Source organism: Streptomyces sp. PR69 (assembly GCF_026420845.1).
Classification (GTDB): domain Bacteria; phylum Actinomycetota; class Actinomycetes; order Streptomycetales; family Streptomycetaceae; genus Streptomyces.
In genome coordinates this window covers 1-25,243 of record NZ_JAOWCB010000053.1, presented here as the reverse complement: position 1 = coordinate 25,243, position 25,243 = coordinate 1, and the positions used below count along the sequence as shown (strand labels likewise).

General features: G+C 69.8%; 17 protein-coding genes and 2 pseudogenes. 15 read left to right on the top strand and 4 right to left on the bottom strand.

The features are described 5' to 3' along the window. Together OF819_RS27920 and OF819_RS27915 are read right to left on the bottom strand one after the other, a co-directional pair. A partial coding sequence (locus OF819_RS27920; protein ID WP_267246430.1) for a trypsin-like peptidase domain-containing protein occupies positions 1-2,307 on the bottom strand: 2,307 nt, incomplete at its 3' end. A gap of 68 nt (positions 2,308-2,375) precedes the next feature. Continuing rightward, positions 2,376-2,729 (bottom strand): CU044_2847 family protein, encoded by a 354-nt coding sequence (locus tag OF819_RS27915; protein ID WP_267246429.1) that lies wholly within the window; start codon positions 2,727-2,729, stop codon positions 2,376-2,378. Positions 2,730-3,084: 355 nt separating this feature from the next. Between OF819_RS27915 and OF819_RS27910 the strand changes: the two genes are divergently transcribed. From OF819_RS27910 to OF819_RS27895, 4 genes are read left to right on the top strand one after another with little or no spacing between them, the layout of a single operon-like run. Next, positions 3,085-3,867 carry a TnsA-like heteromeric transposase endonuclease subunit gene (locus tag OF819_RS27910; RefSeq protein WP_267246428.1) on the top strand — a complete coding sequence of 261 codons (783 nt, stop codon included), beginning with the start codon at positions 3,085-3,087 and terminating at the stop codon, positions 3,865-3,867. Then, positions 3,864-5,993, top strand: coding sequence for a helix-turn-helix domain-containing protein (locus OF819_RS27905; RefSeq protein WP_267246427.1), 2,130 nt, complete (start codon positions 3,864-3,866; stop codon positions 5,991-5,993). Before OF819_RS27910 ends, OF819_RS27905 begins: the two co-directional genes overlap by 4 nt. Continuing rightward, complete coding sequence (locus OF819_RS27900) at positions 5,990-7,120, top strand: AAA family ATPase (protein ID WP_267246426.1); 1,131 nt, start codon at positions 5,990-5,992, stop codon at positions 7,118-7,120. The genes OF819_RS27905 and OF819_RS27900 overlap by 4 nt, the downstream gene beginning before the upstream one ends. Then, positions 7,117-9,501, top strand: coding sequence for a TniQ family protein (locus OF819_RS27895; RefSeq protein WP_267246425.1), 2,385 nt, complete (start codon positions 7,117-7,119; stop codon positions 9,499-9,501). The genes OF819_RS27900 and OF819_RS27895 overlap by 4 nt, the downstream gene beginning before the upstream one ends. On the opposite strand, the gene OF819_RS27890 is transcribed toward OF819_RS27895, so the two are convergent. Next, positions 9,447-10,079: an HAD-IA family hydrolase gene (locus tag OF819_RS27890; RefSeq protein ID WP_267246424.1), complete on the bottom strand. Its 633-nt coding sequence runs from the start codon at positions 10,077-10,079 to the stop codon at positions 9,447-9,449. The genes OF819_RS27895 and OF819_RS27890 overlap by 55 nt on opposite strands. Positions 10,080-10,334: 255 nt before the next feature. On the opposite strand from OF819_RS27890, the gene OF819_RS27885 reads away from it, so the two are divergent. From OF819_RS27885 to OF819_RS27850, 8 genes and pseudogenes are all read left to right on the top strand, one after another. Then, the gene (locus tag OF819_RS27885; RefSeq protein ID WP_267246423.1) at positions 10,335-10,871 is read left to right on the top strand and encodes a hypothetical protein; all 537 of its coding nucleotides are present in this window, start codon (positions 10,335-10,337) and stop codon (positions 10,869-10,871) included. 139 nt (positions 10,872-11,010) lie between these two features. Next, positions 11,011-11,568: a telomere-protecting terminal protein Tpg gene (tpg, locus tag OF819_RS27880; protein ID WP_267246422.1), complete on the top strand. Its 558-nt coding sequence runs from the start codon at positions 11,011-11,013 to the stop codon at positions 11,566-11,568. 73 nt (positions 11,569-11,641) lie between these two features. Continuing rightward, the gene (locus tag OF819_RS27875; protein WP_416370641.1) at positions 11,642-14,875 is read left to right on the top strand and encodes a Helicase associated domain protein; all 3,234 of its coding nucleotides are present in this window, start codon (positions 11,642-11,644) and stop codon (positions 14,873-14,875) included. A gap of 376 nt (positions 14,876-15,251) precedes the next feature. Continuing rightward, complete coding sequence (locus tag OF819_RS27870) at positions 15,252-16,025, top strand: TnsA-like heteromeric transposase endonuclease subunit (RefSeq protein ID WP_416370640.1); 774 nt, start codon at positions 15,252-15,254, stop codon at positions 16,023-16,025. A gap of 70 nt (positions 16,026-16,095) precedes the next feature. Continuing rightward, positions 16,096-18,216 (top strand): DDE-type integrase/transposase/recombinase, encoded by a 2,121-nt coding sequence (locus OF819_RS27865; protein ID WP_267246431.1) that lies wholly within the window; start codon positions 16,096-16,098, stop codon positions 18,214-18,216. Between the two features lie 116 nt (positions 18,217-18,332). After that, positions 18,333-19,306 (top strand): annotated as a pseudogene (locus OF819_RS27860) (TniB family NTP-binding protein). A gap of 149 nt (positions 19,307-19,455) precedes the next feature. Continuing rightward, positions 19,456-20,262: a hypothetical protein gene (locus OF819_RS27855; RefSeq protein ID WP_267246419.1), complete on the top strand. Its 807-nt coding sequence runs from the start codon at positions 19,456-19,458 to the stop codon at positions 20,260-20,262. Positions 20,263-20,449: 187 nt separating this feature from the next. After that, a complete protein-coding gene (locus OF819_RS27850; RefSeq protein ID WP_323748977.1) occupies positions 20,450-21,517 on the top strand; it encodes an ATP-binding protein in 1,068 nt (355 codons plus the stop codon). Between the two features lie 1,175 nt (positions 21,518-22,692). Here the strand turns inward: OF819_RS27850 and OF819_RS27845 are convergent. Further along, positions 22,693-23,226 carry a hypothetical protein gene (locus OF819_RS27845; RefSeq protein WP_267246418.1) on the bottom strand — a complete coding sequence of 178 codons (534 nt, stop codon included), beginning with the start codon at positions 23,224-23,226 and terminating at the stop codon, positions 22,693-22,695. Positions 23,227-23,336: 110 nt separating this feature from the next. Between OF819_RS27845 and OF819_RS27840 the strand changes: the two genes are divergently transcribed. The 3 genes and pseudogenes from OF819_RS27840 (at position 23,337) to OF819_RS27835 (ending at position 25,132) form a co-directional block, all read left to right on the top strand. Beyond that, positions 23,337-24,518 carry a serine hydrolase domain-containing protein gene (locus tag OF819_RS27840; RefSeq protein WP_267246417.1) on the top strand — a complete coding sequence of 394 codons (1,182 nt, stop codon included), beginning with the start codon at positions 23,337-23,339 and terminating at the stop codon, positions 24,516-24,518. Between the two features lie 100 nt (positions 24,519-24,618). After that, positions 24,619-24,801, top strand: a pseudogene (locus OF819_RS29300) (transposase); the annotation flags it as partial. A gap of 130 nt (positions 24,802-24,931) precedes the next feature. Beyond that, entirely contained in the window at positions 24,932-25,132 is a 201-nt protein-coding gene (locus OF819_RS27835; RefSeq protein ID WP_267246416.1) for a hypothetical protein, read from the top strand. The last annotated feature ends 111 nt before the right edge of the window (positions 25,133-25,243 follow it).

Here is a 25,243-nt window from a genome sequence, read left to right as displayed (position 1 = left end):
GGCCGTACCGTCGTGGCTGGCGGTGGCCAGGGTGTGCCCGTCCGGGCTGAACACCGCCGAGCTCACGCCGCTGGTGTGGCCGGTGAGGGTGTGGGGGAGGGGGGTTGCGGCGGCGGTGCGGAGGCTGGAGGTCGCTTCAGCGGTGGGGGAGGTGCGGTAGGCGTAGGCGGCGAGGAGGGCAGCGAGGTCCGGTTCGGTATCGATGAGGCTGTCGGATGCAGCGGCGAGTTGCCGGGAGATGGCTTGTTGGCGGGCGGTGATGGCGTTGTTCCATTGCCAGCTGGCCAGGCCGGTGGCGATGAGGGTAAGGGTGAGCAGGCCGACCAGGAAGTAGATGCGCAGGCGGGCGCGGTGGCGGCTTTTGGTGATGTAGCGGCGGATGTGGGCGGGCAGCCCGCGCTGGCGGGCGTATTCGGTGCCTACGGCAAGGTCGCTGCCGTGCAGTAGCCGGTCGGCTTCCTGGTGGTGTTTCCAGCGGGTGTGTTGTTCTTCGGTGCGGTGGAGCCAGCGGTGGAAGTCCTGGTCCTCGGTGACCCAGGCGCGCAGGTCGGGCCAGTCACGGACGAGGGAGTCGTGGATAAGTTCCGCGAGGGGCTCGCGGGGTTCCGGGCCCGTGCGGGGGGTGTGGGTGATGATGATCCGGTGGCGGGTGAGGGCGTTCAGGACGGCGTCGACGTCGTTGTGCCGGCGTGAGGTTGGTGGGGGCTGGTCGAACAGAGCGTGGAGGGTGGTCAGGGGGCGTTGGAGGCGGGCTGCGGGGGTGGCGTGGTCGGGGTGAGCGGGTAGGACCAGGGCGGTCAGGATCTGGCGGGCGATGTCGTGGTGAGGCTTGGGCAGGTCGTCGAAGACGTCCTTGCACCAGGTGGTCAGGGCGCCGGTGACGGTGCCGATGCGTTCGTAGGCCTCGTGGATCAGCCGGCCGTCGGTGCGGCGCTGCCACAGTTGGTGCAGGGTGAGCTGCAGGGCGGGCAGGGAGGTGACCGGCGCGGTGCGGGCCGTGCCACTGCCGGCTGCGGGATCTGTGCCGGGCTGGGGGCTGTCGACCGGGTCGAGCAGGCCGGCGATGAGGCGGTTGGCCAGGCCTTCTTCGATGTGCAGTCCGGCGTGGGCGGCGGGGTGTTCGATGATGGCGCGCAGGTCGCGTTCGCTGAGGGTGGCGGGGATGTTCAAGGGTGGGGAGACGGCCTCCAGCAGGGCGGGCGCGCGGGCGGCCATGGGCGCGTAGAAGTCGTCACGCATGATCAGGATCAGGGTGACCGGGGCCCGGGACCTGGCCAGATGTGTCAGTTGCCCGATGGCAGGACCAATATTGTCACCGTCTGTCGCTTCGGTGGGGGTGAATAGTTCTTCTAACTGGTCGATGACCAACAGCACCCGGCTGTGCGGTGGTTGTTCGTCCAGCAGGCGGCGGGCAGCGGCCTCGATCCCCTCGGAGACGGCGCCGGGCAGGCCGTGGCGTTCGGCTGCGGCCAGCAGGTCGTGGCCGGGGCGGGGAACGATCACGGGCAGCCAGCGATCGCTACCGGGCACCGCCGTCCCCTCGGCCAGCGCGGGCAGGACTCCGGCCTGCAGGAGTGAAGATTTACCCGATCCGGACGGGCCCAGCAGCATCACCGCCCGGGCGGGCCCGTTCAGCGCCGCGATGACGATGTCCTGCGCTGTAGTGCGGCCGTGGAAGAAGGCGGCGTCCTGGATGGTGAACGGCTTCAGGCCCGGGTACGGGCACAGCGCCTGCTCGGCCAGGTCGGGGCGGAGAGCGCGCAGGACCTTCACGGGGGTCGCATAGGCGATGCTCAGGCCACGGGAGTGCCGGTCGGCGGCGGTGATAGCGGTCACCATACCGATCACCAGGCCGGTGATGTCATCGACGACCGGGGCACCGCTGAAGCCCTCGGTGAGGGCATTGGCCTCGGTCAGCTGCAGCAGACCCCCCGCCCACGCTCCGGTGGGGCTGTCCAGGACATGCCCCACCGTCAGATGCCCGAAGTGCCCGCCGGGCCGGGCCTGTCGGGGGAAGCCGTAGGAGCTGGCCGGGTGTCCCCGGCAGCCCTCGGCGCTGCCCAGAGCGAGCACCGGCACGCCCGGCGGCGTGCCATCGAGCCGCAGGAACGCCACATCCTCCGCTTCCGGCTCCCGCCACGTCCCGGCCTCCACCACCCCCCACGTCTCAAGGCCCTCGGGCTGGCCGGGGAAGGCCAGCGACAGGCGGTCCCCGGGCCCGAAGCCGGCCTCGCGCACCACGTGAGCACAGGTGACCAGCAGATCCTGACCGGCCAGGAAACCCGCCCCGGCGACCACGCCGCGCACGGTGCGGATCTCCGCGACCGCCCGGGAAAACCCCCGCCCCGCCCCGTCCGACGGGCTCGCCGTGCCCTTCACGGGCTGCCGTCAGCGCCGTCTTCGCCGGTGGAGGATGCGGCTGCGGCATGCCAGGTCACAGTCACGGTCAGGTGACAGCCCGTCTCGGTCCTGGCGATCACGGCACCGGCCTCGGCAGACAGGTCGACGCCGAATTCGATGACGACCTCGTCCGGACCCGCCTGCCGCAGCTGCTCCAGCGCCGCCCGTGCCATGCCCGTCACCGGCCGCAACGCCTGCTGCACCGTGTGCGGCAACTCCTGAACGGCGTCGGCCAGCCGTCCCACCTTCACCGGCCCGTCCGGCTCCTCCGTCGTCGCCAGCAGGACCGAACCCCCGTCCTCCAGCGGCAGCCGCGCGAGAACCCCCACACCAACCTCCCCATCACCGACAACACCGGATCGTGAACGCAGCGTCCAGAGCACGAGCGAGAGAAACGCTAGCCCACGTGGCGCAATCCAACCGGAAATCGGGTAAATCAGAGTGACGCTTTCGTTGGTGGGCGTCCTCGGATCGGGGGCTGAGGAACAGGGCGTCAGCCACGACGCCGTCCGGTTCGACCTGCATCAGCAGTCGGCTTCTGAGTAGCACCTATGACGCGGTGCTGAGATGCCAGCCCGGAATGATCACCCTTTCGAGTGATCGAAAATGCGTGTGTCTCTTCGTACTCCAGTGCCCGTGTAACTGTTCTGCGGATCAAGTTCAGTTACACGGGCACTGGGGCGGATGGTGGATGCAGAGGTGCATGTCCGGCTTGTCGAAGACGAGGTGCGCGAGGGTCTCGCCTGGGAGTCGGTGCCGTTGGAGATGCTGTACGCGGCCGAGCCGTGGCGGACGTTCCGCTGGTACATGGGTCAGAAGCACTATTCGGGCTCGTACTGGTCGAGCACGCAGTCGGATCACGTGATCTACGAGTCGCGGCTGGAACTCGCGCGGCTGTGGTACGCCGACTTCGACCAGGACGTGACGGCGATCGTGGCCCAGCCCTTCTTGCTGAAAGCCGAAGTGGACGGCAAGCTGCGCCGGCACATCCCGGACTACCTGATGGCCACCACCGCGGGCCCGCTGGTCGTCGACGTCAAGCCGCGCCACAGGGTGGCCCGGCCGGAGCACGCGTTCACCTTCGCCTGGACCCGTGAGGCGGTCGAGTCCCGCGGCTGGCGCTACGAGGTGTGGAGCGAGCCGCCGGACGCCGAGCTGGCCAACGTCCGTTTCCTCTCGGGCTACCGCCGCGACTGGCTGTTCGAGCCGGACCTGGCCGAGCAGAGACACGGCCAGGCGGTGGACGGGGAGTCGCCGCCGGGGCGGCTGTTCGATCCGGTGATCCTCGACGAGGTACGCGACCGGGTCGTGGGTGGGGACACGCTGGGAGAGGCGTTTGCCTGCCTGCCCGGTCGTCCGAATCCGCTGGTTCGGGCCGGGGTCTTGCATCTGCTGTGGAAGCGGCAGTGGCTGACTGATCTCAGCGTCCCGCTCAGTGCCGGCAGCGTGCTGAGGACGGTGTCGTGAGCCGGGCCGCGGTGCGCGTGGGAGTGGGGAGCCGGTTCTCCTACGACGGCGAGATCGTTGAGGTGGTGGAGTTCGCTGGCACGCAGGCGGGCGGCGAGGCGGTCCTCAAGGACGGCCGGGGACGGCTGCTGCGGCTGGCCGTCAAGGAACTGCTGCTCTCCGACCGTGCCCGCATCATCCCTACGGGGCCGGGGCCGGCCTCGGATGATCCGCGGGAGACGGCGGCGGTGGTGCTGGGCCGGCTGGATGCCGGCGAGCGGACGCAGGTGCTGGAGCGGGCCGCGCATGTCAGGGAGGTGCTCACCGGATTCCGCAGCGGCAGTGAGGAGTTGTCGGCCGTGGGGGAGCCTCGTCCCGCCTACGCGGCGGGCGAGCCGATGGAGAGCCGGTATGCGGCGAAGGCGGCCGAACTGGGGGTGGCTGCGCGCACGGTCAAGCGGTGGGTCGCGGCCTTCCGCCGGGACGGTGAGGCGGGACTGGTGCCGGCCCGCAGCGGCCCGCGTTCGGGGCACCGGAACGCGGAGGTGTGGTCGGAGGCGGCGTTGGAGGTGATGGTCGAGCACACGGGCCAGTCCAAGCCGTCGCGCAGGATGGTCATCGAGCGGACCCGGGCCCGGTTACTGGCCAGGGGGTTCGAGGAAGCGGACCTGCCCAGTCGCGCGACGGCCTATCGGCTCCTGGAGGATCTGGAGCGGCGGCATCCGACGTTTCGGCTGAGCACGAAGCGGAACCGGGACATCGCCGCCCGGCCCGGAGGGGTCTACGGGAAGTTGCGGCCGACCCGGCCGGGCGAGTACCTGCTGATGGACACCAACCGGCTGGATGTCTTTTCACTGGACCCGGTCACGCTGCAGTGGCTGCAGGCGGAGCTGACCGTCGCGATGGACTGGTACACCCGATGCGTCCTGGGGATCAGGATCACGCCGGTGTCGACGAAGGCTGTGGATGCCAGCGTCGCTCTCTACCAGGCGTTTCGGCCCCGGCCCGCGGGGGAGGACTGGCCGGCGCACGCTCTCTGGCCCGAGCACGGCATCCCGCGGTCGGTGCTGATCGACGTCGCCGCATGGGAGGGGCCGATGCGCTCGGCGGCGTCGCCGGCGCTGGTTCCGGAGACAGTGCTCGTCGATCACGGCAAGGTGTTCGTATCGGAGCATCTGACCAGCGTCTGCCGCAGGTTGGGGATCTCGGTACAGCCGGCCCGGCTGCGGACGGGCCGGGATAAGGGCCCGCTGGAGAGGTTCTTCCTGACCCTGCGCGAGGACCTGTTGCAGGCCCTGCCCGGCTACAAGGGTCCCGATCTGCATTCCCGGGGCGAGCGTCCGGAGGGGGAGGCGTTCTTCTTCCTCCACGAGCTGGAGGCGATCATCCGGGAGTGGGTGGCCTGTGTGTATCACCACCGGCCGCACACCAGTCTGGTCGATCCAGGGGTGCCGGGGCTGCGGATGTCGCCGGCGGCGATGTTCGAGCACGGGCTGAACCGGGCCGGCTACATCGAGACCCCGCGCGATCCGGACCTGGCGTTTGAGTTCCTGCGTGTGGAACGGCGGAAGATCCAGCACTACGGCATCGACCTGGACGCCCGCCGCTACAACGGCGCTGCCCTGGACCCCTACCGCGGTCTGCACAGCGGCGAGCGGGACGGCAAGTGGCCCATCGCTGTGAATCCGGACGACATCAACGCGGTCTACTTCCGCGACCCTGTGAGCCGCAGGTGGCACGCGCTGGGCTGGGAGCACGCACCGGGTCGGGACATGCCGGTCAGCGAGGAGGCGTTGCAGTTCGCCCGTCGCCTGGCCGCGGCCCGGGACCGGTTCCCGGACGACAAGGCCGCGGTCCGTGACCTGTTCGAGCGGTGGAACCTCGGTCTGGGCACGACGCTGGTCGAGCGTCGCATGGCGCTGCGGCTCGCCCGGGAACAGGCGGCCTTGGACCTGCCCGAGCCCGAGGAGGGCGTCGCGACGCTGCCAAGCGTCAGGCGTCTGATGGACCTGCCCGACGCGGCACCACCACAGCTCGCGTCCCGGGCCGCGCAGGAGACCGGCGACGACGACGCGGCGGACGAGGCCGACGTCGCGGAGCTGGAAGACGACAGCGACTTCTACGTGGACGCGCTGGAGGACGTGTGAACAGCGAGGGCACCTGGACGCAGGGAGATTCCCACCGGCTGGACGCGCTGACGCTCTCACGCAAGGAGGGCTGGGCGGCGTTCGCGGAAGCAGCACCGCGCGTCCAGCCGGAACTGCTGCCGCGCAGCGAGTACGTGGCACTGGGCGAGCGCGCGAAGGCGGAGTACGACCATGCCCGGCGGGTCTGGCACGCGAATCTCGGTCCGTTGCGCACGCCGCAACTGGCTGAGCTGCACGAGGACTTGTGGGACATCCTCGACAGCAACCAGCAGGACGGCGACCAGGCCAAGGGAGCCGTCGCGGTGGACGCCTTTCCCGGGCTGGGCAAGACGACCGCGGTGCTGGCCTTCGCCCGGGACTTCCACCGCCGGGAGATTGCCGAGGGCGGCGCGTTCACCGCTGGCGGGCACGAACGGCTTCCTGTCTGTCGGGTGGGCCTGACCGGGAACACCGGGATGAAGGACTTCAACCGGGCGATGCTGGAGTTCTTCGGTCACCCCGGCCGCACCACCGGCACCACCGCGCAGTTCGCCCAGCGAGCCTTGGACTGCGTGCTCTCCTGCGATGTGAAGCTGCTGATCGTGGACGATCTGCACTTCTTGCGCTGGAGGGCGGCCGGCGGCGTCGAGGTGAGCAACCACTTCAAGTACGTCGCGAACGAGTTCCCGGTCACGTTGCTGTTCGTGGGGGTCGGTTTGGCCAAGCGTGGACTGTTCTCCGAGGGCGAGTCCTACGACAACGCGGTCCTTGCCCAGACGGGCCGGCGCACGACCCGTCTGGACATGGGGTCTTTTGAACTGGCTACTGACCAGGGCCGCAGCCAGTGGCGCCGGCTGCTGTTGGCTCTGGAGAAGCGCCTGGTTCTGCACGGCACCTACCGGGGCATGCTCGCCGATGACCTGTTCGATTACCTGTTCATCCGCTCCAGCGGCCACATCGGCTCGCTGATGACCCTCATCAACCGCGGCTGCCAGCGAGCCGTCCGCACCGGCGCCGAGCGTCTCGACGAGGACCTTCTGAGCCGCGTCAAGATCGACCAGGCGGCCCACCTGGCCCAGGACGACGTACGCAATCTTCTGAAGGGACAGCGGTCACGACGGACCCGCCGGACGGCGGCTCGCCGGTGACGCACGCGCGGACTCTGCCGATCCGCCTTGCCCCGCAGTCGGGCGAGGCACTCGACTCCTGGTGGGAGGCGATCGCCCACCGACTGGGCACCACCACCGGCGACGTCCTGGCCTCGATGGGCCTGCTGCCCCGCGGCGCCTGTCGACCGGTGGAGTCGGGCATGTTGGGCCGCCTGGTCACCCTCCTCGACGCGGACCAGGCGGCGGCCATCTCATGGTCGGCCGGCCCTACCCCGGCGCAGGCACACGGCATGACCCTGGCCCGCTACGACGGACGGGTCCACGTGGTCGACGCGCGGCGGCGACGGGTGGAGGCGAGGCATGTCTGGGGGCGGGCCCGCGGGTCTCGATACTGCCCGGCCTGCCTGGCCGCAAGCGGCGGCAGATGGCGGCTGAGCTGGAGGCTCGGCTGGTCCTTCGCCTGCCTCGATCACCGCCTGCTGTTGGTGGATGCCTGCCCGCGCTGCAGCCGCATGCCGCGGCACTTCCCGGCGACCACCCGGCACCCGCTCGCTCCGGGCCGCTGCCACAGCCCTTCGGAGAAGGACTCCCCGCCGGCGCGCTGCGGTCAGCCGTTCGAGGAGGTTCCCGCCCTCACGCTCGCCGCGCAGGGATCCGTGATCGCGGCCCAGAAGCTCCTCGAGGAGGCCATCTCCTGCGGCCGGGCCGGCTTCGGCGTCTATCAAGACCATCCCCAGCCCAGTCTTGCTCTGTTCGGAGACCTCCGGGCACTGGCCTGCATCCTCCTTCGCCGTGTCCCCGACCCCGACCGGCTGGCGGGCTTCGTCCCACCGGAGATCCTGGCGCTGCACCAGCAGTCCCTGCCGGAGAAGCGGCGGTCCTTCGACCCTGTCGAGGAGACCCGTCCGGGACGTCTTGCCCCGCAGCGGGCCGCGACCGCCGCCCTCGCCGTCAGCGCAGCCCTGCACATCCTCGAGCAAGGCGACGTCCACGAGGGCGGAGCCGCCCTTCGCCACCTGATCAGCGACGCCGATGTCAGCATTCCGCTCAAGGTCGCGCACCGATGGGCCCACACCAGCCCGGTTTTCGACGCGATCCATCTCGCGACCCTCGCACCCCGCCTCAAGGGCACTGACCAGTTGCGTTATCGCACCGTGGATCGACTGCCACGCAGGCCCGGCCGCTCGGCGGCAACGCGGGTCATCGAGCGGGCCCGCAAGATTCCGACGCAGCTCTGGCCGGCCTGGTCCGCCCGGCTGAGTCCCCAGAACGGGGCCCTCTCGCGCACCATCCGCCCTGCCCTGTCGTGCTACCTCCTGCTGATCGGGGGCACAGGGGACTTCGCCACGGCGGCCCGTCTTCTTCGCGCACCGGTGGAAGACAGGCTGGGCTCTCACATGACGTTCAGGCTCACGAAGCGGGGCCATTTCAGGGGCATCAGTCTTGGCCTGTCCGTGCTGGCGGACTACCTTGACCAGGAAGGATCGCCGATCGACTACGATCGCCGCCGCGCGGTCGACTACCGAGGACTGCTGCCGCTGGACACCTGGACGCGGCTCTGTCGGGACATCGGATTCGAGGCCGGCGGAGTGCGGCGCCACCAGTTCGCCCGAGCGCTGTTGTTCGAACGGCTCAGCGGGCTCCCCGCAACCCTCGCCCCGGCGGCCTACGCGCCCAGCACCCAGGAACTGCGGACCATGCTGCGGACCTTCGAAACGGATCTCACTCCGGCACTGATGAGTCAACTCGAAGGACACGCAGCGGAGTTCCTCACCCGACAGGGTGTCCGCGGGGAGCCTCTTTCCTGGCAGCCCCCGGCGGACATCATCCGCGATCTTGAGCTGCTGCCGGGGTGCGACCTGCGGGACATCGACCTCGGCACGCTGCACCGGCTCATCAGGGACGATTGCCTGACGACAGCACAGGCCGCCCGCCGCCTGGGCGTCAGCCATGATGCTGTCCGGTTCGTCCTGCAGGAGCAGCCGGCGCCTCCCGGGGAGGCGAAGAGCGCGAGGTGGGAGAGAGGAGCGACTGTTCGCCGGGCTCGCGAGAATCTCCCCAGGGAGAAGCTCGCACGCTTCTACCTCGACGAGTACCGCTCGCTCAAGTGGATCGCGGAGCACGTCGACGTGAACGTCGAGGCGATCAAGGTCCTGGTCCGCGAATACGGCATGAAGCGCGACGGCAAAGCGACCCGCTGGCGCCAGATCGATCTCGACTGGCTCCGCGACCAACGCGCGGCTGGACGCACCTGCCGCGAACTCGCAGAGGAGACCGGCTTCTCGCTCGGAATGATCAGCTACCTGGGCCGGCGCCATGACCTGCCCGGTCGCCACCCGGGCAATGCTGTCCAGTCTCCCCTGTCTCAACGGTCCAGCATGACGGCCAATGCCTCACGCAGATCAGCAGATTCACGATAATGCACACCCGTCATCCCGAGCCCAACCGCGGCTTCCACATTCTCAAGTCGGTCGTCCACAAACAGACACCGGTCCAGGGCAACCCCTGCCTGGCCAGCCGCGATCTCATAGATCTTCTGGTCCGGCTTGGCCACCCCCACCCGAGCACTGCTGATGACGTGATCGGCGAAATCGGCGAGCCCCAGCAACGCCAGGTCGTCCTCCAGCTCCACGGTCGCATTGGTCACCAGCACCAAGGGCACGTGCGTCCGCACCTGAACGAGCATGTCGACCACGACACCGTCGGCACGGAATGGCGCGTTGGCGAGCGCCGTCCCCAGCTCGCGCGCCTGGGCCTCCGGTATCTGACCAGCGAGGACCACCACAATGGACTCCACCCACTGCTCCTCGGTGATCTCACCGAGGAGCAGTGGGAGGTCTATCTCCGGCGCGAACGCCACTCTCTCGGTGGCCCCCTCCACCAGCCCGGCACCGCGCTCCAGGCTTGCCAGTTCCGTCGTGTCATAGAAGCGGATCACGTTGTCGAGGTCGCACAGCACTGCGTCGAAAGGTCTGCTGGAGATCTTGGAAGTCGTCACGGCCCTTGAATAGCACAGCAACGCGCCATCGATGCTTTCGGTTGAGCGAGACAGGACAGTCGTCGAAGTCTCGTTCGATCTGAGGCACCTCAGGTCAGAGCACGTCCTGCCTCAGTTCCAGCGAGACGGGACAAAGCCGATCGCCCTCCGGGACTCGAACCAGAGATACCCCGTTATAACGGAGGTCCGTGGTCTATCCTGAACAGGTTGTCTCGGCATCTCCGACCACCCGAGGCGGCCTCGCAGGGAGGCGCGATGATTCAGATCACCCTCGGCAAGAAGAAGGACGTCGACCCGAACAGCGATCCTCTCCAGCGCTCGCAGATCGGCTGGATCGATGGGCTGTCCGACCAGCAGCTCCACGAGGTCGCCCGCGGTGTCTGGGTCATGCCCGGAAAGCGCGTCGAGCGAGAGCGGTTCGCGGTCGTCAACGGCGGTGGGATCATCCGCCAGGCCATGGAGATCGACCGGATCGTCGACGTCCCTGGTGGGCGACGGGCGTTCGAAGGCCGCATCCTCGCCCCCGGGCACCCCGTCCACGACCACTACGTCGGCAATCCCGCCCCGAACGGCGCCCAGCAGAACCCCATCACCTACTTCGACTCCCCGCTGGGCAGCCGCGAGTGCAACTGCGGATGCGGCAAGCCCATCAGCCGGGGCGACTTCCTCCCCGGCCACGACCAGCGAGCCATCCACGAGAGAATCGCCCGCATCGGAACCGTGAAGGACTTCATCGCCTGGTTCGACCAGACCTGGAAGCCCGACGAGGGCCAGCAAGGCGATGCGGCATGAGGAAATGCCACCGAACTGAGACGGAAACCGCGGGACATCCGATGAGACAGAAGCACAAGCAGCAGGTCACCGTGGTCCGGAATGACACTGGCGGCGCGAACCTACACGACGCTGTCCTCGACGAAGGAGAGTAGGCGCTGTGGGAGAGATCGACGACGCCATCGAACGCGCCGACCGGGAAGCGTTCACCCGCCAGCCGCCCAAGACCCTCCAGGCCCGCATCAACTTCCTGATGAAGCAGCTCAAGACGACCAAGGCCGTCGCGGCGGAGCTCGGGGTCAGCCAACGGTCGGTGGAGCGCTATCGCAAGGGCGAACGCAAGCACCCGCCCAAGGCGATCGCGGACCGGATCGACGACGCGGTACGGCAGCGGTGGCAGCCGCAGGTCCGCAAGCGCCGCCAGAAGCAGGCCGCCACCACGCGCGGCATCACGGTGGAGACCAGGGCCCGGTTCGGGTACACCGCGCCCATCGGTACGACCGACGACGGGCGCTTCCGGCGCCTGACCGTGCATCTCCCCCCGGCGTACGCGCAGCGCCTGTTCGACGCCCGCAACACGGGTGCCAGCGACCAGCAGATGCGCCAGATCATCGCCGAAGGACTCAAAGAGATCTACTTCCAAGACAACGGCAGCCGCGCCCTGGGACTCTCCGACGTCACCCTCAACGACATCGACTACCTCGACCTCGACTACTGACCCCGGCAGCGGCCGGGAGCCCGGACCTGCTCGTTGAGCCGAAGCACGATCGTTGTCGCAAACGACGGAATGGGTGGGGAAGCTGTTGCTGGCTGCGGGTGCCTTTCGGGTGGCTCCCCTGCAGGGTGAGATGACGCTGTCGTTCCTGGGGCGGATCGCGGACAGGTACGGCCTGACGGTGCGGAGTCTGCTGTCGTCGGTTACCGAAGTGGCTGGCCAGCAGGGCGTCGTTGGGGCTCTGCGGGGCGACAGCGAGGTGTTCTTGAACGTCGCGGGCCGGGACCGGGTCGCGGCGCTGTGTCGTGTGCCGCAGGTGGGCTTACACCGTGCGTTGCCGGCCTGGACGCGGCAGGAGCCGCTGGGCCCCTCGAAGGAGAGGCCGACGGCGCGGCTCCACAACGGGGTCGAGACGGTTGCCGCCTGGGGCCCGGCCTGCCCGGGCTGTGTGGCTGCGCGGACCGGTCGCGTTGCACCAGCCCGTGTGTACCTGGCGGCGCACCAGCGAGTCTGCCCACGCCACCGGTGCTGGCTGATGAGCGTGCCTGGCAGCGGGGGCCGTGTCGTCGGGCTGGCCGGATGCCCGGAGGTGGTCCAGGCGCAGGAGGATCACCGGAGGCTGCTGCGCCGCCGTCCCGTCGCTGCTTCGGCATTCGAGGTTGCTGAGGCGGTCACCGCCTGGTGGTGGGCGCAGAAGTGGCCCGAGGAGCGCCTGTGGCCGATGCGGCTGGAGGCGGCCATGCCCGCGGGCGAGGATCCGCAGCGGTGGCGGATCCTGGCGCGGGATCTGGTCACCTACCCCGAGACCGTAGCCCTCGCCACGCTTCTGGCCAGCCCGGCCTGGCGGCTCCGTGTCGCTACTGACGGTGGTGGTCACCTCCCCTACCGGTTGGCTGATGTGCCCTGTGTGCCCAGCGAGCTGGGCCATCGCGTGCGGCGACCGTGGCTCACCGAGCGTCTGGCCGCCTGCACCCACGGACCGCTGTTTGCCTGGACGTACCAGTGCATCCGTACCAAGGGCGGCAGTGGAGACGACGAACAGCGGCTGTGGCAGGTCCCCTTGGCGCTCCGGCCCCGGCCTCTCGCCGACGTTCTCGCGGGCTACCAGCGTCGGCAGACTGCAGGCACAGAGGGTCTGCCGGCTCAGAAACGGCTGCGGGGCCACAGCGTGCACGCCGACGGGGCCTTCGCCGCCGGCCTGGCCCACGCGCGCACCTACGCCGCCCAGCACGGCCACCTCGCCACCCAACGCGACACCCCAGTCGGTTCCTTCGCCCTGGGGAAATGGGTGCACAACCAGCAGGCCCACGCCCTGGCCCTGCCTGAAGAAAAGGCCGCCGCCCTGAAGGAGGTGGATCCGTGGTGGAACATCCCCTGGTCGGTGAAGTGGCAGCGCTCCTACTACCGCGCCCGCGACCACGTCAGGCGCCACGGCCCCCTCAACGCCGCCGACGGCTTTTCCGACACCCACGTGCTGACCGGGGAGTGGCTGTACCTGCAGTGCACCGACTACGGCTCACTCCACCCCGAACAGCGCCGTCTGCTGGCCGACATCGGCATCACGGCCCAGGCAGCCGGCAGCGCACGCCCGCGCCGAACGAGCCGGACAGCGGGCATCGATAAGGCTGTTGCCTGTGCGCGCGCCTTCGTCGCCGAACACGGATGCCTGGCCCTGGCCACCAAGAACGTCTCGTACCAGGGGTTCTTGCTCGGGAAGTGGCTCACTGCCCAGCGTTGCCTCACCCGCCGCCAGGACGAACCAGCGTACCTTCAGGTGCTCGACGCGATCGACTTGTGGTGGAACCCGCCGTGGCCCTTGGCGTGGCAGCGCACCTGGCACCGGATCCGCGCTCATGCCCAAGACCGGCGCCAAGGGGCTGCAGAAGGGAGCTGGCCGGAGGGCAGTGACGGCTGGGCCACGTGGCTGTCCGTACAGTGCACCCGCTACAAGCAATTGCATCCGCCGCAGCAGCGCCTGCTGGCGGAGATCGGCATCACCGCCGAGACCGCCGCCACTCGCCCCCACGAGATCATCGTCCAGCTCTGCGGCACGGGCCCCGGGCTGGCCCACGCACGCGCCTACGCCGCCGCACACGGCCACCTCGCCGCGCCCCTGAAAGCTTGTCCTGAGGGGTTTCCGCTGGGCCGGTGGCTGAGCGAACAGCGCCACCAGGCGCGGGAGCACCATCGCAGTACAGGCGGGACATGGCCGGTCAGCACGCTCCTCGCAGCGCTCGACCCGTGGTGGAATCCGAGCTGGTCCTTGGAGTGGCAACGCAATTGGAGGCGCATACGCGAGCGGTCAGAGTCCGCGTCCGCAGCCGACGGCAGCGGTACCGGCATTCGGGTTCTTGAGAAGGAGCTGGCCGGCTGGCTGAGGCGTCAGTGCACCGGCTACGGCACACTCCACCCCGAACAGCACCGCCTGCTGACCAAGATCGGCATCACCGCCGAAACAGCCCGAGCCGCCCAACCACCGGATCCCCGCGCCGAGCCCGATCTCCTCGACACCGCGCTCACACGAGCTCGCGCTTACGCGGCCGAGTACGGCCATATCGCCGCGCCCGCCAGCACCGTCCTCGACGGGTTCCCGCTGGGGAAGTGGCTGGCCTGGCAACGACGACGCGCCCGTCAAGGCCGCCTCTCCCCCACCCGGGCCGAAGCCCTGACCATGCTCGATCCGTGGTGGAATCCGCCCTGGCCCCTGCAATGGCAGCAGGCCTACCACCGCCTCCGAGCCACGAGCGCAGGCGGCGTAGCGGACGCGGACCTTCCCCGCGGCCTGTGCCGCTGGATCCGTGTCCAGCAGGAATCCTGGGAGCATCTCCACCCCGGCCAGCAGGACCTCCTGACCGCCCTCGGCGTCACACCCCACGCCGTCGTAGGCGAACGGCCCGCCCCGGCCACACGCTCCTACCCCGCCAGCCCCGGACTCCACCACGCACGCACCTACGCCGCCCGACACGGCCACCTCACCCCGGACAAACACACCCAGCATGCCGGCTTCCCCCTCGGCAGATGGCTGTGCCAGCAACGCCGCAAACAACGCGCCGGCGTCCTCTCCACCACCACCGTTGAGGCGCTCACTGCCCTGGACCCGTGGTGGAACCCACCCTGGCCCTACACCTGGCACCGCACCTGGCAGCAATACCGCGCCCTCGGCTCCGCAGGCGGGCCCGTCCCGGAGAGCTTGCGGCGCTGGGCGCACCTGCAGATCGCCCAGTGGGACCGGCTCCACCCGCATCAGCAGGCGCTGCTGACCACCGCCCGCATCACTCTGCTCCGTGACACTGACGGAGAGAGCACTTGACGCGGTCCGGGGTCCGGTCGTCGGCGTAGCGGCGCTCGTCTCCGGGTGGGTAGCCCCTCGCGGGGAGCAGAGATCGGCTGTTCAACTGGCCTTCACCACTGCAGCGCTGTCCACCCATCTCGCCAAGATGCTGAAAACCGCCCATTCTCTGTTCATCTGCGTCATGGCCCGATGCTGCCGCATGCCACCGACATCGCCTCACCTGCACCGAGAATCGGCGGCCTGCGTTCGGGATCACCGGAGTCCTGACGGGACGGGCGCGCCGCCATGCCGGAGCGCCGTTCACCCGTTCGGGTGGCGGATTCGGATCACGGCGTTCAACAGCCTTGCGTGCGCTTGGGTGTTGGGGATGGAGGGGCACGGGCACAGCAGGTTGGTGGGGCAGGCTGCCGCAGGGGTCAGCGGTACGGGAGTCGAGGCCGCCTTCTCCACTGCTGCCGGACAGGCGACGCAGCTGGCGTGGGATCAGGCGGCGATGTCGGTGCGGTTCGAGGACCTGGCGCCGGTATCCGCGTTTCCGGTCGTGCCGGGCCGCCGGTGGGGGCCGGGCTGGTGGTGGTCGGCGACCACCGGACGGCACGTGGTGCACGGTTCGGCAGCGATGCTCATCCAGCTGATGATCCTGGACCGGGATCCGGACGTGACCGGCCTGTCCGCGCGCCCGGTACGGCTGCTGTGGCGGGACACGTCCGACGGGCGGGTGCGCTCGTGGGTGCCCCAGCTCTTCGCCCGGCACGCGGACGGCACCGGCCTGCTCGCCGACTGTCCCTCAAGCCCGACCGCCGGTGGAGACAGGGCGCAGCGGGCGCGGGGGGTCCTGGAGGCGGCGTGCGCACGCGTGGGCTGGGCGTACCGGCGTCTCAAGCCACCTCCAGCGGTGGTGGCAGCGAATCTGCGGTGGCTGGCCGGCTACCGCCACCCACGCAATCAGGGCCCACCCGGGCTACGGGCCGCGCTGACCGAAGCGTTCGCCGAACCCCGGCCGCTGGGCGAGGGGACAGCGGCGGTGGGCGATCCCTTGCAGGTGCTACCCGCCGCCTACCACGCGCTGTGGTGCGGGCATCTGACGACGCCTCTTGATGAGCCACTACACGAGCGGGCGCTAATCTGCGCTGCCGCAGAACGTGATGGGGCGCCGAAATGCAGCTGAGCACCGGCGGCGGCCAAGAGAAGGGGTGAGCACAGTGGGCGGCACACATGGTAAGAGCCAGCGACCGGTGATGGAGGTGGGCGCGCACGTCGCCTACCGGGGACAGACCTGGCAGGTCGCCGCCCTGCAGGGCCAGCAGGTCTACCTGCTGCAGGAGAACGGCACCGAAACAAGCCTGCTGCTGGGGCGGTTGTTCGCCGATCCGGGCTTTGAAGTGGTGGGCGCGCGGACACCGGACGCGGTGCCACAGTGGGGTCTGTTCGAGACTGTTCCGCTGGCGGCCCAGCAGCGTGCGCTGGCCTGGCTGCCCCATATCCGTGAGGTGGAGACCGGGTGGCCGCGCTCTGAGGGCGGCCGTGAGGGACAGACGATGCGGCCGGAGTACGACCCCGAGCGGTGGACGCTGGCGCAGCGGGACGCGGCCAAGGCGCAGGAACTGGCAGCGCTCGGCTTCGCCCGGGTGACGCGTACGACGGTGGAGCGGATGCGGCACGCCTACCGCAAGCAGGGGTTGTGGGGGCTGGTCGACAAGCGCGCAGTGCCGGCCCGTGGCCGTCATCCGACGGGGTATGCCAACGAGCGGGTCGTGGCCGCGGTGCTGGAGGCGCTGCGGCGTCAGCGGGGCCGGTCGAAGGGGACGGTGAAGGGGCTGCAGGTACTGGTCGGGCAGATCCTGGAGGATGTGCACGGGCGCGGGGTGGTGGAGATGCCGTCACGGTCGACGTTCTACCGGCTGGTGAGTGTGCTGGCCGACCCAGCCGATCGTCCAGGACTTCCAGCGCGTACCGCCACCGCACCCGTCCGCGCCTCGTCGGCGCCGGTGGTGCTGCGGCCCGGGGAGCAGGTGCAGATCGACACCACCCGCCTGGACATCATGGCCGTCCCGGAGGACGGCAGCCTGGGCCGGCCGGAGCTGACGATCGCCGTCGACGTCGCCACCCGTTCCGTCCTGGCCGCCGTCCTGCGCCCGCACAGCACCAAAGCCGTCGACGCCGCCCTGCTCCTGGCGGAGATGGCTGTCCCGCATCCTGCCCGGCCGGCCTGGCCCCAGTCGCTTCATCTGTCACACGCGGAGGTGCCGTATCAGCGGATGCTGTCGCTGGACGAGCGCCTGGAGGGAGCAGCCGCACGGCCGGTGGTCGTGCCCGAGACGATCGTCGTCGACCGCGGGAAGATCTACCTCTCGCAGGGCTTCGTCGCCGCCTGCGAGACCCTCGGGGTGAGCGTGCAGCCCGCCCCTCCGAGACGGCCGCAGGCCAAGGCCGTGGTGGAGCGGACCTTCGGCTCGATCAACGACCTGTTCTGCCAGCACGTCGCCGGCCACACCGGCTCCAACCCCCAGCGCCGCGGCTCCGCGATGGAGGCCGAGGCGCGGTGGACAATCCCGCAGTTGCAGGACTTCCTCGATGAGTGGATCACCTGCGGCTGGCAGAACCGGCCTCACGACGGACTGCGCCACCCCGTCCTGCCCAAAACCGCCCTCACGCCGAACCAGATGTGGGCCGCGCTGATCACCATCAGCGGATATGTGCCGGTGCCGCTGAGCGGGGCCGACTACCTCGAACTGCTGCCCGTGCGCTGGCAGCCCATCACCGAACGCGGCATCCGCCTCGACTACCGCACCTACAACCACCCCGTCCTCGACCCCCACCGCAGCCAGCGCTCCCCCGTCGCGGCCAGGGACGGCAAATGGGAGGTCCACCACAACCCCCACGACGCCCGCCAGATCTTCGTCCGCCTCACCGACGGACAGCTCCACGAAATTCCGTGGATCCACCGCGACCACGTCCACCAGCCCTTCAACGACGCCACCTGGCGCCACATCCAGACCGAGGTCGAGCAACGCGGGGGCCGCGAGCAGCACGAAGCCGACCTCGCCGACGCCCTCGACCAACTCCTACGCCACACCCGCAGCCCCGCCGGGACAGAACACGAAACCAACCACCGCAAAAGGCGTCGTGCCCGCGGTACAGCGGCGCAGCTGCCCGACCTGCCGGGCCAGCGGCGCCCCCTCGAAGCAGAGACCGCACCCGCCCCCGAACCGGACTGGAGCGAGAGCCTGGACGACCTCATCGGAACTGGCCTGGCGACCGAGTCATGCCCTGGCGACCCGGAAAACACCAGCGCGGCGCCGGCCGAGGCAGGCGGATACGGGCTGTGGGACGCCGAAGCGGAAGCCGAGCAGTGGTGAATCCCTCTCCGGGCACGAGCGATGCGCCAGCCACCATGTCCCCGTCGACAGCGGACCGGTCTCCCGGTGCCACGGCAAGCGCCGCCAGCAACGCCCCTGATCCGCAGCCTCAGTCCGTGACCACCTGGGACGGCTTCCAGGCCTTCGCCACCACACCTGTGGCGGCTCCTCCCCCACCCGGGGCGCCGCGCCGCAGCCTCGAGGAACGCGTGGCCTACCACTCGCGGTTCGTCACTGTGCGCACCCCGGCCATCGACGCGCTCGCCAAGAACGTACGCACCCTGATGATCCTCGGCCGCCATCAGACCGTCACCGCACGGCCGTCGCTGATCGTCACAGGCCCCGCCGGCGCCGGGAAAACCACCGCCCTGCTCCAGGTCGGGCGCGCCTGCCACCTCGCCCACATCCGCCGCCACGGCGCTGAAGCAGCGGCCGGGCAGGTTCCCGTCGCCTACGTCCTGGTCCCGCCCGCCGCGAGCGCCAAGACCCTGGCCACCGAGTTCGCCCGCTACCTCGGCATCCCCGTCGCCGCCGGCATGTCCCAGGCCCAGATCACCAACGCCGTCTGCCACACCTACACAGCCGCCAAAGTCCAGTTGGTGATGATCGACGAGATCCACCGGCTCAACCCCCGCACCACCACCGGCGCCCAGAGCGCCGACCTGATCAAAGACCTCACCGAACGCATCGGTGCCACCTTCGTCTACGCCGGCATCGACGTCACCACCACCCCCTGTTCACCGGCGTACGCGGCGCCCAGCTCGCCGGCCGCGCCTCCCTCATCGACTGCGCCGCCTTCCCCGCCCGCCTCGGCGACGAAGAGCCCTTCCGTAACCTCGTCAACGCGATGGAAGGCGCGCTCGACCTGCGTCATCACCGGACCGGAACCCTGCCTCAACTGGCCCCATACCTGCACCAGCGCACCGCCGGCCGCATCGGCAGCCTCGCCCGCCTCATCCGCCAGGCCGCCATCACCGCCCTCATCGACGGCACCGAACGCATCACCAAAACCTCGCTCGACGCGATCCGCCTCGACCACCTCGCCGAACAGCACCACCGCCCCCGGGCCCGGAGCACCAACACCCCGTGAGCCCGACAGACGTCGCGGCCCGTGCTGCGGCAGGGGCCGGCACCGCACAGCGCAGCGTCGTCACCACAGGGGCATGGCATCGGATCCCATTGACCGCGCCGGGCGTGTTCCGCGTACGGCCACTGCCTCGCGAAGCGACCGCCTCATACGTGCAACGCCTGGCCGACACCTACCAGCTGACGCTGCCCCAGCTCCTCGACGGCTCCGGCATCACGACCCTGACCGGCCACGGCACGCCACCGACAGCCGAACTCATCCTCACTCCGGGCGCGGCCCGGCGCTTCGCCGTCCTGGCCCGCACCCCGCTCCCCCAGCTGACGTGCGCCCTGCCCCATCTCCCTCTCAGCGACACCGCCCACGACACCGAGGCGGCCGCGAACTGGAAACGACTCGATGCCGGGCAACAACCCGTCCGTGCCTGCACGCTGTGCACCCGCCACCGAAGTCAAAACGCCACCGACACCGCCTGGATCCACCCACCGCCGCACCAGCTGGTATGCCCACGCCACCACCAAGCCGCCCCCGACCCACGACTCACCTCCACCGTCCGCACCCGAGACGTGCCCGAGCTCGCCGCCACGCACCACGCCCACCAGCGCCTGCTACGGCATCCCCGCGCCGTCACCGCCTGGATCACAGCGCGCGCCATCACCACCCGCTGGTACGACCATCAACAACACCTCACCCACCGCTGGCACACCCGCCTCAACCAGCTCCGCGCGACCAACCCCCACATGACCACCACGGGCAGCGCCTCCCCCGCACTCCTGGCACGCGACCTGATCACCTACCCCGAAACCGTCACCCTCGCCCGCGCACTCACCACCCTGCCGAGCCGCCGACACCACGACACCGACGACTCCCTCGCCCTCATCGCCCACCAACTCGGACTCCCCCGCCTGGCTGGCAACGCGAACGACCCCCTCCGCGTCTTCCTCACCCACACACGCCACTGACCAGCATCAACCCGAAACGAAGCCCGGAGAGCTCAGTCGCGCATAGACGTGCCACTACACCTACGGGAAACACAAGATCATTCCCACCCAACTACCGGACTCCAGGCCATCCGCCCGAACAACCAAACCGAACACACCCCCAGGCCGCGCCCATCACACTTAGACCCGACCGCTCCCCCAACTCAAAATCCCAACGAAAAACCAGGACGCCAGACCAGAACGGCCAAACTCCCTGAAGATCACTGCTCCGTCACAACAGCGGCGGATCCGAGCCGTCCTGGCCCCTGACCACCTGGCAGGGCTGGCACCGCTTCGCCACCACCGAACCCGTCACCCCGCCCCAGCCCAACGCCCCGCCCCGCCCCGCAGCACCGAAGAACGCCTGGCCTACCACTCCGCCTTCGTCACCATCCGCACCCCCGCCGTCAGCCAGCTCGCCACCCAGGTCCGCACCCTGATGATCCTCGGCCGCCACCAGCAAACCACCGCACGGCCCTCCCTCATCGTCACCGGACCCGCCGCAGCAGGGAAAACCACCGCCTTGCTGAACGTCGGCCGCACCTGCCGCCTCGCCCGCACCCGCAAAAACCCCGCACCGCCCGGATCAGCACACGCCGCGGCACCCGTGGCGTACGTCTTGGTCCCGCCCGGCGCCACCGCGAAAACCCTCATCACCGAATTCGCCCGCTACCTCGGCATCCCCACCACCACCCGCATGACCCAGACCCAGATCACCGACGCCGTCTGCCACGCCTACACCCAAGCGGGCGTCCAACTCGTCCTCGTCGACGAGATCCACCGCCTCAACCCCCGCACCACCACCGGCGCCCAGACCGCCGACCTGCTCAAAGACCTCACCGAACGCCTGGCCGCCACCTTCGTCTACGCCGGCATCAACGTCACCGACACCCCCTCTTCAGCGGCACCCGCGGCGCCCAACTCGCCGGACGCGCCACCCTCATCACTGCGGCCCCCTCCCCGCCCGCCACGGCACCCGCCAACCCTTCACCGACGTCATCACCGACATCGAAACGCCCTCGACCTCCACCACCACAAACCCGGCACCCTCCCCCGCCACGCCGCCTACCTCCACCAGCGCACCGCCGGCCGCATCGGATCCCTCACCCGCCTCATCCGCCAGGCAGCCATCACCGCCATCCACGACGGCACCGAACGCATCACCAAAGCCGCCCTCGACGCGGTACAGCTCGACCACCTCGCCGAACAACACAGACGCCCCACCCGCAGCCGCTAACCCCCGCCCACCAACCAGCCAGAACAGCGCTGACCAGCACAAACACCAACCGAGCCTTTACGCGCTGGCGAAACCCACAATGAGCCCGGTCCCACTCAGCGCACACGACACAACCCCAGCTCACACCCCGAACTGCCCGCTGGAACCGTGCACCCGGCCTCTCTCAACGAACCCACAACACACCAGGCCAGCAAGCCCGCGATACACCAACAAGCCCCCCTCCGAGCGTCAAGGGGGGCAGCCGATTACCCAGCGCACCCGGCACAACCCCGGCGACGTCCCGCGATGCGGCGCGTCATCGGCGCAGTGGTGCGCGCGACCGCACCCACGCCAGACAGCGACACGCGCCGGAGCCGGATGCGGGTACGCGGGGCGGGTGCGGTGGTGCGGTGCGCTTGCCGGGTGGCCGGTGCGGTGCGATGCGGTCCAGCCAGAACCCACAACCGCTCGGCACCTCTCGCCTCGCCCTGGCACCCGGTCGGGTGAATACAGGCGGTCCTCCCGCCCCGTCGCCTGGTCCCGGCCTAGGGTGGGCTCCGCCCACCCCGATGCGGCCCGGCCGAAAGGGCCCGTGGGGCGTCAGGCCGTGAGGTTGGCCAGGTAAGAGGTGCCGGTGTTCCACGGGGTGAGCGCGGCCGACGGTCTCGAACGGTCAGTCTAGGTCGGCGAATCACGCACTGACCCGTTCGGCCCTCCCCGCTCGGCTTCGCGCGGGGAGGGCCGGGGTGTGCCGGCCGTCGCTCGGGCCGGTGGGCGCCGGGCGGCGCCGGTTAGTAGGTGTTTTTCTTCTTGGCGCTTTCAGCAGCTGCAGCCCAGCCGTTGACGCCGCCGTGCGGTCGGCGAGAGCGATGCGGCCGCTGGAGTTCCTGTGCGAGGCTGAGGTGGCGCTGCGGTAGTCAGACGCTGGTGGTTTCCCGCCATCGCCGTGATCGTTTCCCAGCTCGCTGGTCAGGGCCGGTGCGTGCGTCAGCAACGTGCTGACGCACCGGAGTGGATCGGTGCTTGGCAAGGATGTGTATGTCCACCCCGGTCGAGGCCGGTCCACGGCCGCGCGACTGCCCGCGCCGTTGCCAAGCCGGGCGGCACGGGATCCAGGAGCTCGGGCGGACAGTTCCGTACGCCCTCGAAGAGGCCGAGACGTCCGAACGCCGAGACGTCGGTTCGCCCGTGATGCGTCACAGGCGGGCCGACGTCGGCGTCTCCAGCACCTCTTCTTCGTCGTCGGTGAAGATGCCGGACGCCGTCGCCCCGCCGAGGAGCGCAGTGACGAGCGCCGCCGCGCCGACGAGTGTCCACCGCGTCCGCCATGGCCTGGTGCGCGCCGGTGCGGCGACCGCGGGTGCGATGTTCGCGGGCGTGGCGTCCGTGGGTGTGGCGTCCGTAGGCGTCGCGGGTGTGGGCGTGGGTGTGGGTGTGGCGTCCGCCGGTGCGGGACCGCACGCGATGTCGGTGCGGGCGTCCAGCCATGCCTCCGCCTCGTCGCCCCGTACTCCGCACGCCGCGACGAACGCGGCCACGAGTTCCTCGCGGGGAAGCCGGTCCCTGCCGAGCATGGTCGCCGCCGTGGAGTACGGCAGACAGTGGCCCACGTCCGCCGCGTGGCGTTCCAGTCGGCGGTAGCTCAGACCCGACCATGCCTTGAGGCGCCGCAGCGCCGCCACGAAGGCGGCCGCGTCGGTGTCCGGCGGTGTGGGCGGTGCGGTGGTCATGATGGTGGTCCCCCCTGGTGAGCTGGACGTACACGGGTTCGCACAAGCTCGAACACCCTGACAGCTTGAGGAACGGCGGCAGCGACGGTCAACCTCGGTGCGGATTCCCGATGTTGGAGGTCACAGGTCATATGGGTCTGCCCCGCTGTCGTCGCACCCGTGCCGCCGTCACCGCCCTGGCGGTCCTGATGACGCTGGGCGCGTGCGTCGAAGAACCCGCCGCCGGGCAGCCGGCCACCGGATCCGCCGCGGCCGCCCCGAAGGCACGCGACGGGGAGTCGGTCGCCGACTTCCTCCACCGTGTCCTGCCCGCCGGGGCGGGCGGCACCGTGATCGCCGCGCGCGGCGACGAACTCGCGTACTGCGGAGGCTTCGGGGCGGCGGACCGAGCCGCCGGCACTCCCGCGAGCTGCCGGACCGTGTACGACGTCATGTCGATCACGAAGCAGTTCACCGCGGCCGCGATCCTGAAGCTGGAGGTGATGGCCCGGCTGCGGGTGAGCGACCGGATCAGCCGGTTCCTCGGGCCGGTGCCCGAGGACAAGCGTGACATCACGGTCGAGCAGCTGCTCACGCACACGTCGGGCCTGGTCGAGGGGCTCGGCGACGACTACGACCCCGTCTCGCGCGACGAGCTGGTGCGCCGGGCTCTCGCCTCGAAGCAGCGGTCCGCCCCGGGAGAGGAGTTCCACTACTCCAACACCGGGTACAGCCTGCTCGCCGTGATCGTGGAAGAGGCGTCCGGGGAGGGGTACGAGCCGTTCCTGGCCCGGCACCTGTTCGCCCCGGCCGGGATGGACCGGACCGGATACGTGCTGCCCCGGTGGCCGCGGCACCTGGTCGCCGTGGAGTACGACAGCGAGGGGCGGAGCAAGGGCAGGCCCTTCGACCACCCCTGGGCCGCCGACGGGCCGTACTGGAACCTGCGCGGCAACGGCGGCATGCTCTCCACCGCCGAGGACATCTTCCGCTGGCACCGTGCCCTCTCGGGCAACGAGGTGCTGCCGGAACGGGCCAGGCAGAAGCTGTTCGCGCCGCGCGTGCGGATGCCCGGCCTGGACGACTCGTACGGATACGGCTGGGCCGTCCGCGAAACCCCCGACGGACGGATCGTCTGGCACAACGGCGGCAACGACTGGTCGCTGGCATACCTCACGAGATCGCTGCGCGACGGCGTCCTGGTCTACTGGGTCAGCAACCACGCCTACCAGGACGGCAAGTGGAACCTGGAGGACCAGGCAGAAGAGCTGACACAAGGCATCGCCGACCGCGTCCGCGCCGAAGACCGCTGAACCAGTGACCGCTCCAAGCGGCACCGAACGTGAGGGGCCCCGAAGATCCCGGACAGGGACCCAATAGGGTTGTCCAGTAAGGAATCGAGGCAAGCAGCAAGTGGCACGTCCAAGTCCGTACTCGCCGGAGTTCCGTGAAGAAGCGGTCCAGTCGGCGTTGAAATCCAGCAAGCCGGTCGCTCACGTCGCCCGGGAACTCAACGTGAATCCCGAGACGCTCCGCACCTGGCTGCGCCAGTATGAGCGCGAGCACGGACAGCAGGACGGGCCGCTGCCGGTGGACGAGCGTGCCGAATCGAAGGAGCTGCCACGCCGGAACCGAGAACTTGAGCAGGAGAACAACTTCCTGAAAAAGCCGCAGCGTACTTCACGAGGGATCCCCGGTAGCGAGCAAGTACGAGTTCATCGATTCGATGCGGCTCGACGACGCGGAGTGCGCGTACTCCGTCGAGTTCATGTGCAGAAAACTCGGCGCGTCCAAGACCGGCTACTACGACTGGAGAAACCGGACCGATACCGCAACCGCCCGGCGGCGCGAGGAATTGCGACTGCTCACCAAGAAGGCGTTCGACATGTGGGGGTCGCCGCCGGCCCGGAGCTGGTCCGCCAGCTGATGCGCAACGTGGGCCTGGTGCCCTGTCAGCCGCGGCCGAAGCGGTGGTCGCTGACCCAAGGGGCACCGGGGTCGGTGCCGGACCTCGTGGGGCGCAACTTCACCGCGCAAA

What these genes read in the sequence shown, in the direction of transcription:
- OF819_RS27865 (WP_267246431.1), top strand. Translation starts at nt 16,096, where the DNA reads ATGGAGGTGGGCGCGCACGTCGCCTACCGGGGACAGACCTGGCAGGTC.
- OF819_RS27885 (WP_267246423.1), top strand. Translation starts at nt 10,335, where the DNA reads ATGATTCAGATCACCCTCGGCAAGAAGAAGGACGTCGACCCGAACAGC.
- OF819_RS27910 (WP_267246428.1), top strand. Translation starts at nt 3,085, where the DNA reads ATGGTGGATGCAGAGGTGCATGTCCGGCTTGTCGAAGACGAGGTGCGC.
- OF819_RS27845 (WP_267246418.1), bottom strand. Translation starts at nt 23,226, where the DNA reads ATGACCACCGCACCGCCCACACCGCCGGACACCGACGCGGCCGCCTTC.
- OF819_RS27835 (WP_267246416.1), top strand. Translation starts at nt 24,932, where the DNA reads ATGCGGCTCGACGACGCGGAGTGCGCGTACTCCGTCGAGTTCATGTGC.
- OF819_RS27840 (WP_267246417.1), top strand. Translation starts at nt 23,337, where the DNA reads ATGTTGGAGGTCACAGGTCATATGGGTCTGCCCCGCTGTCGTCGCACC.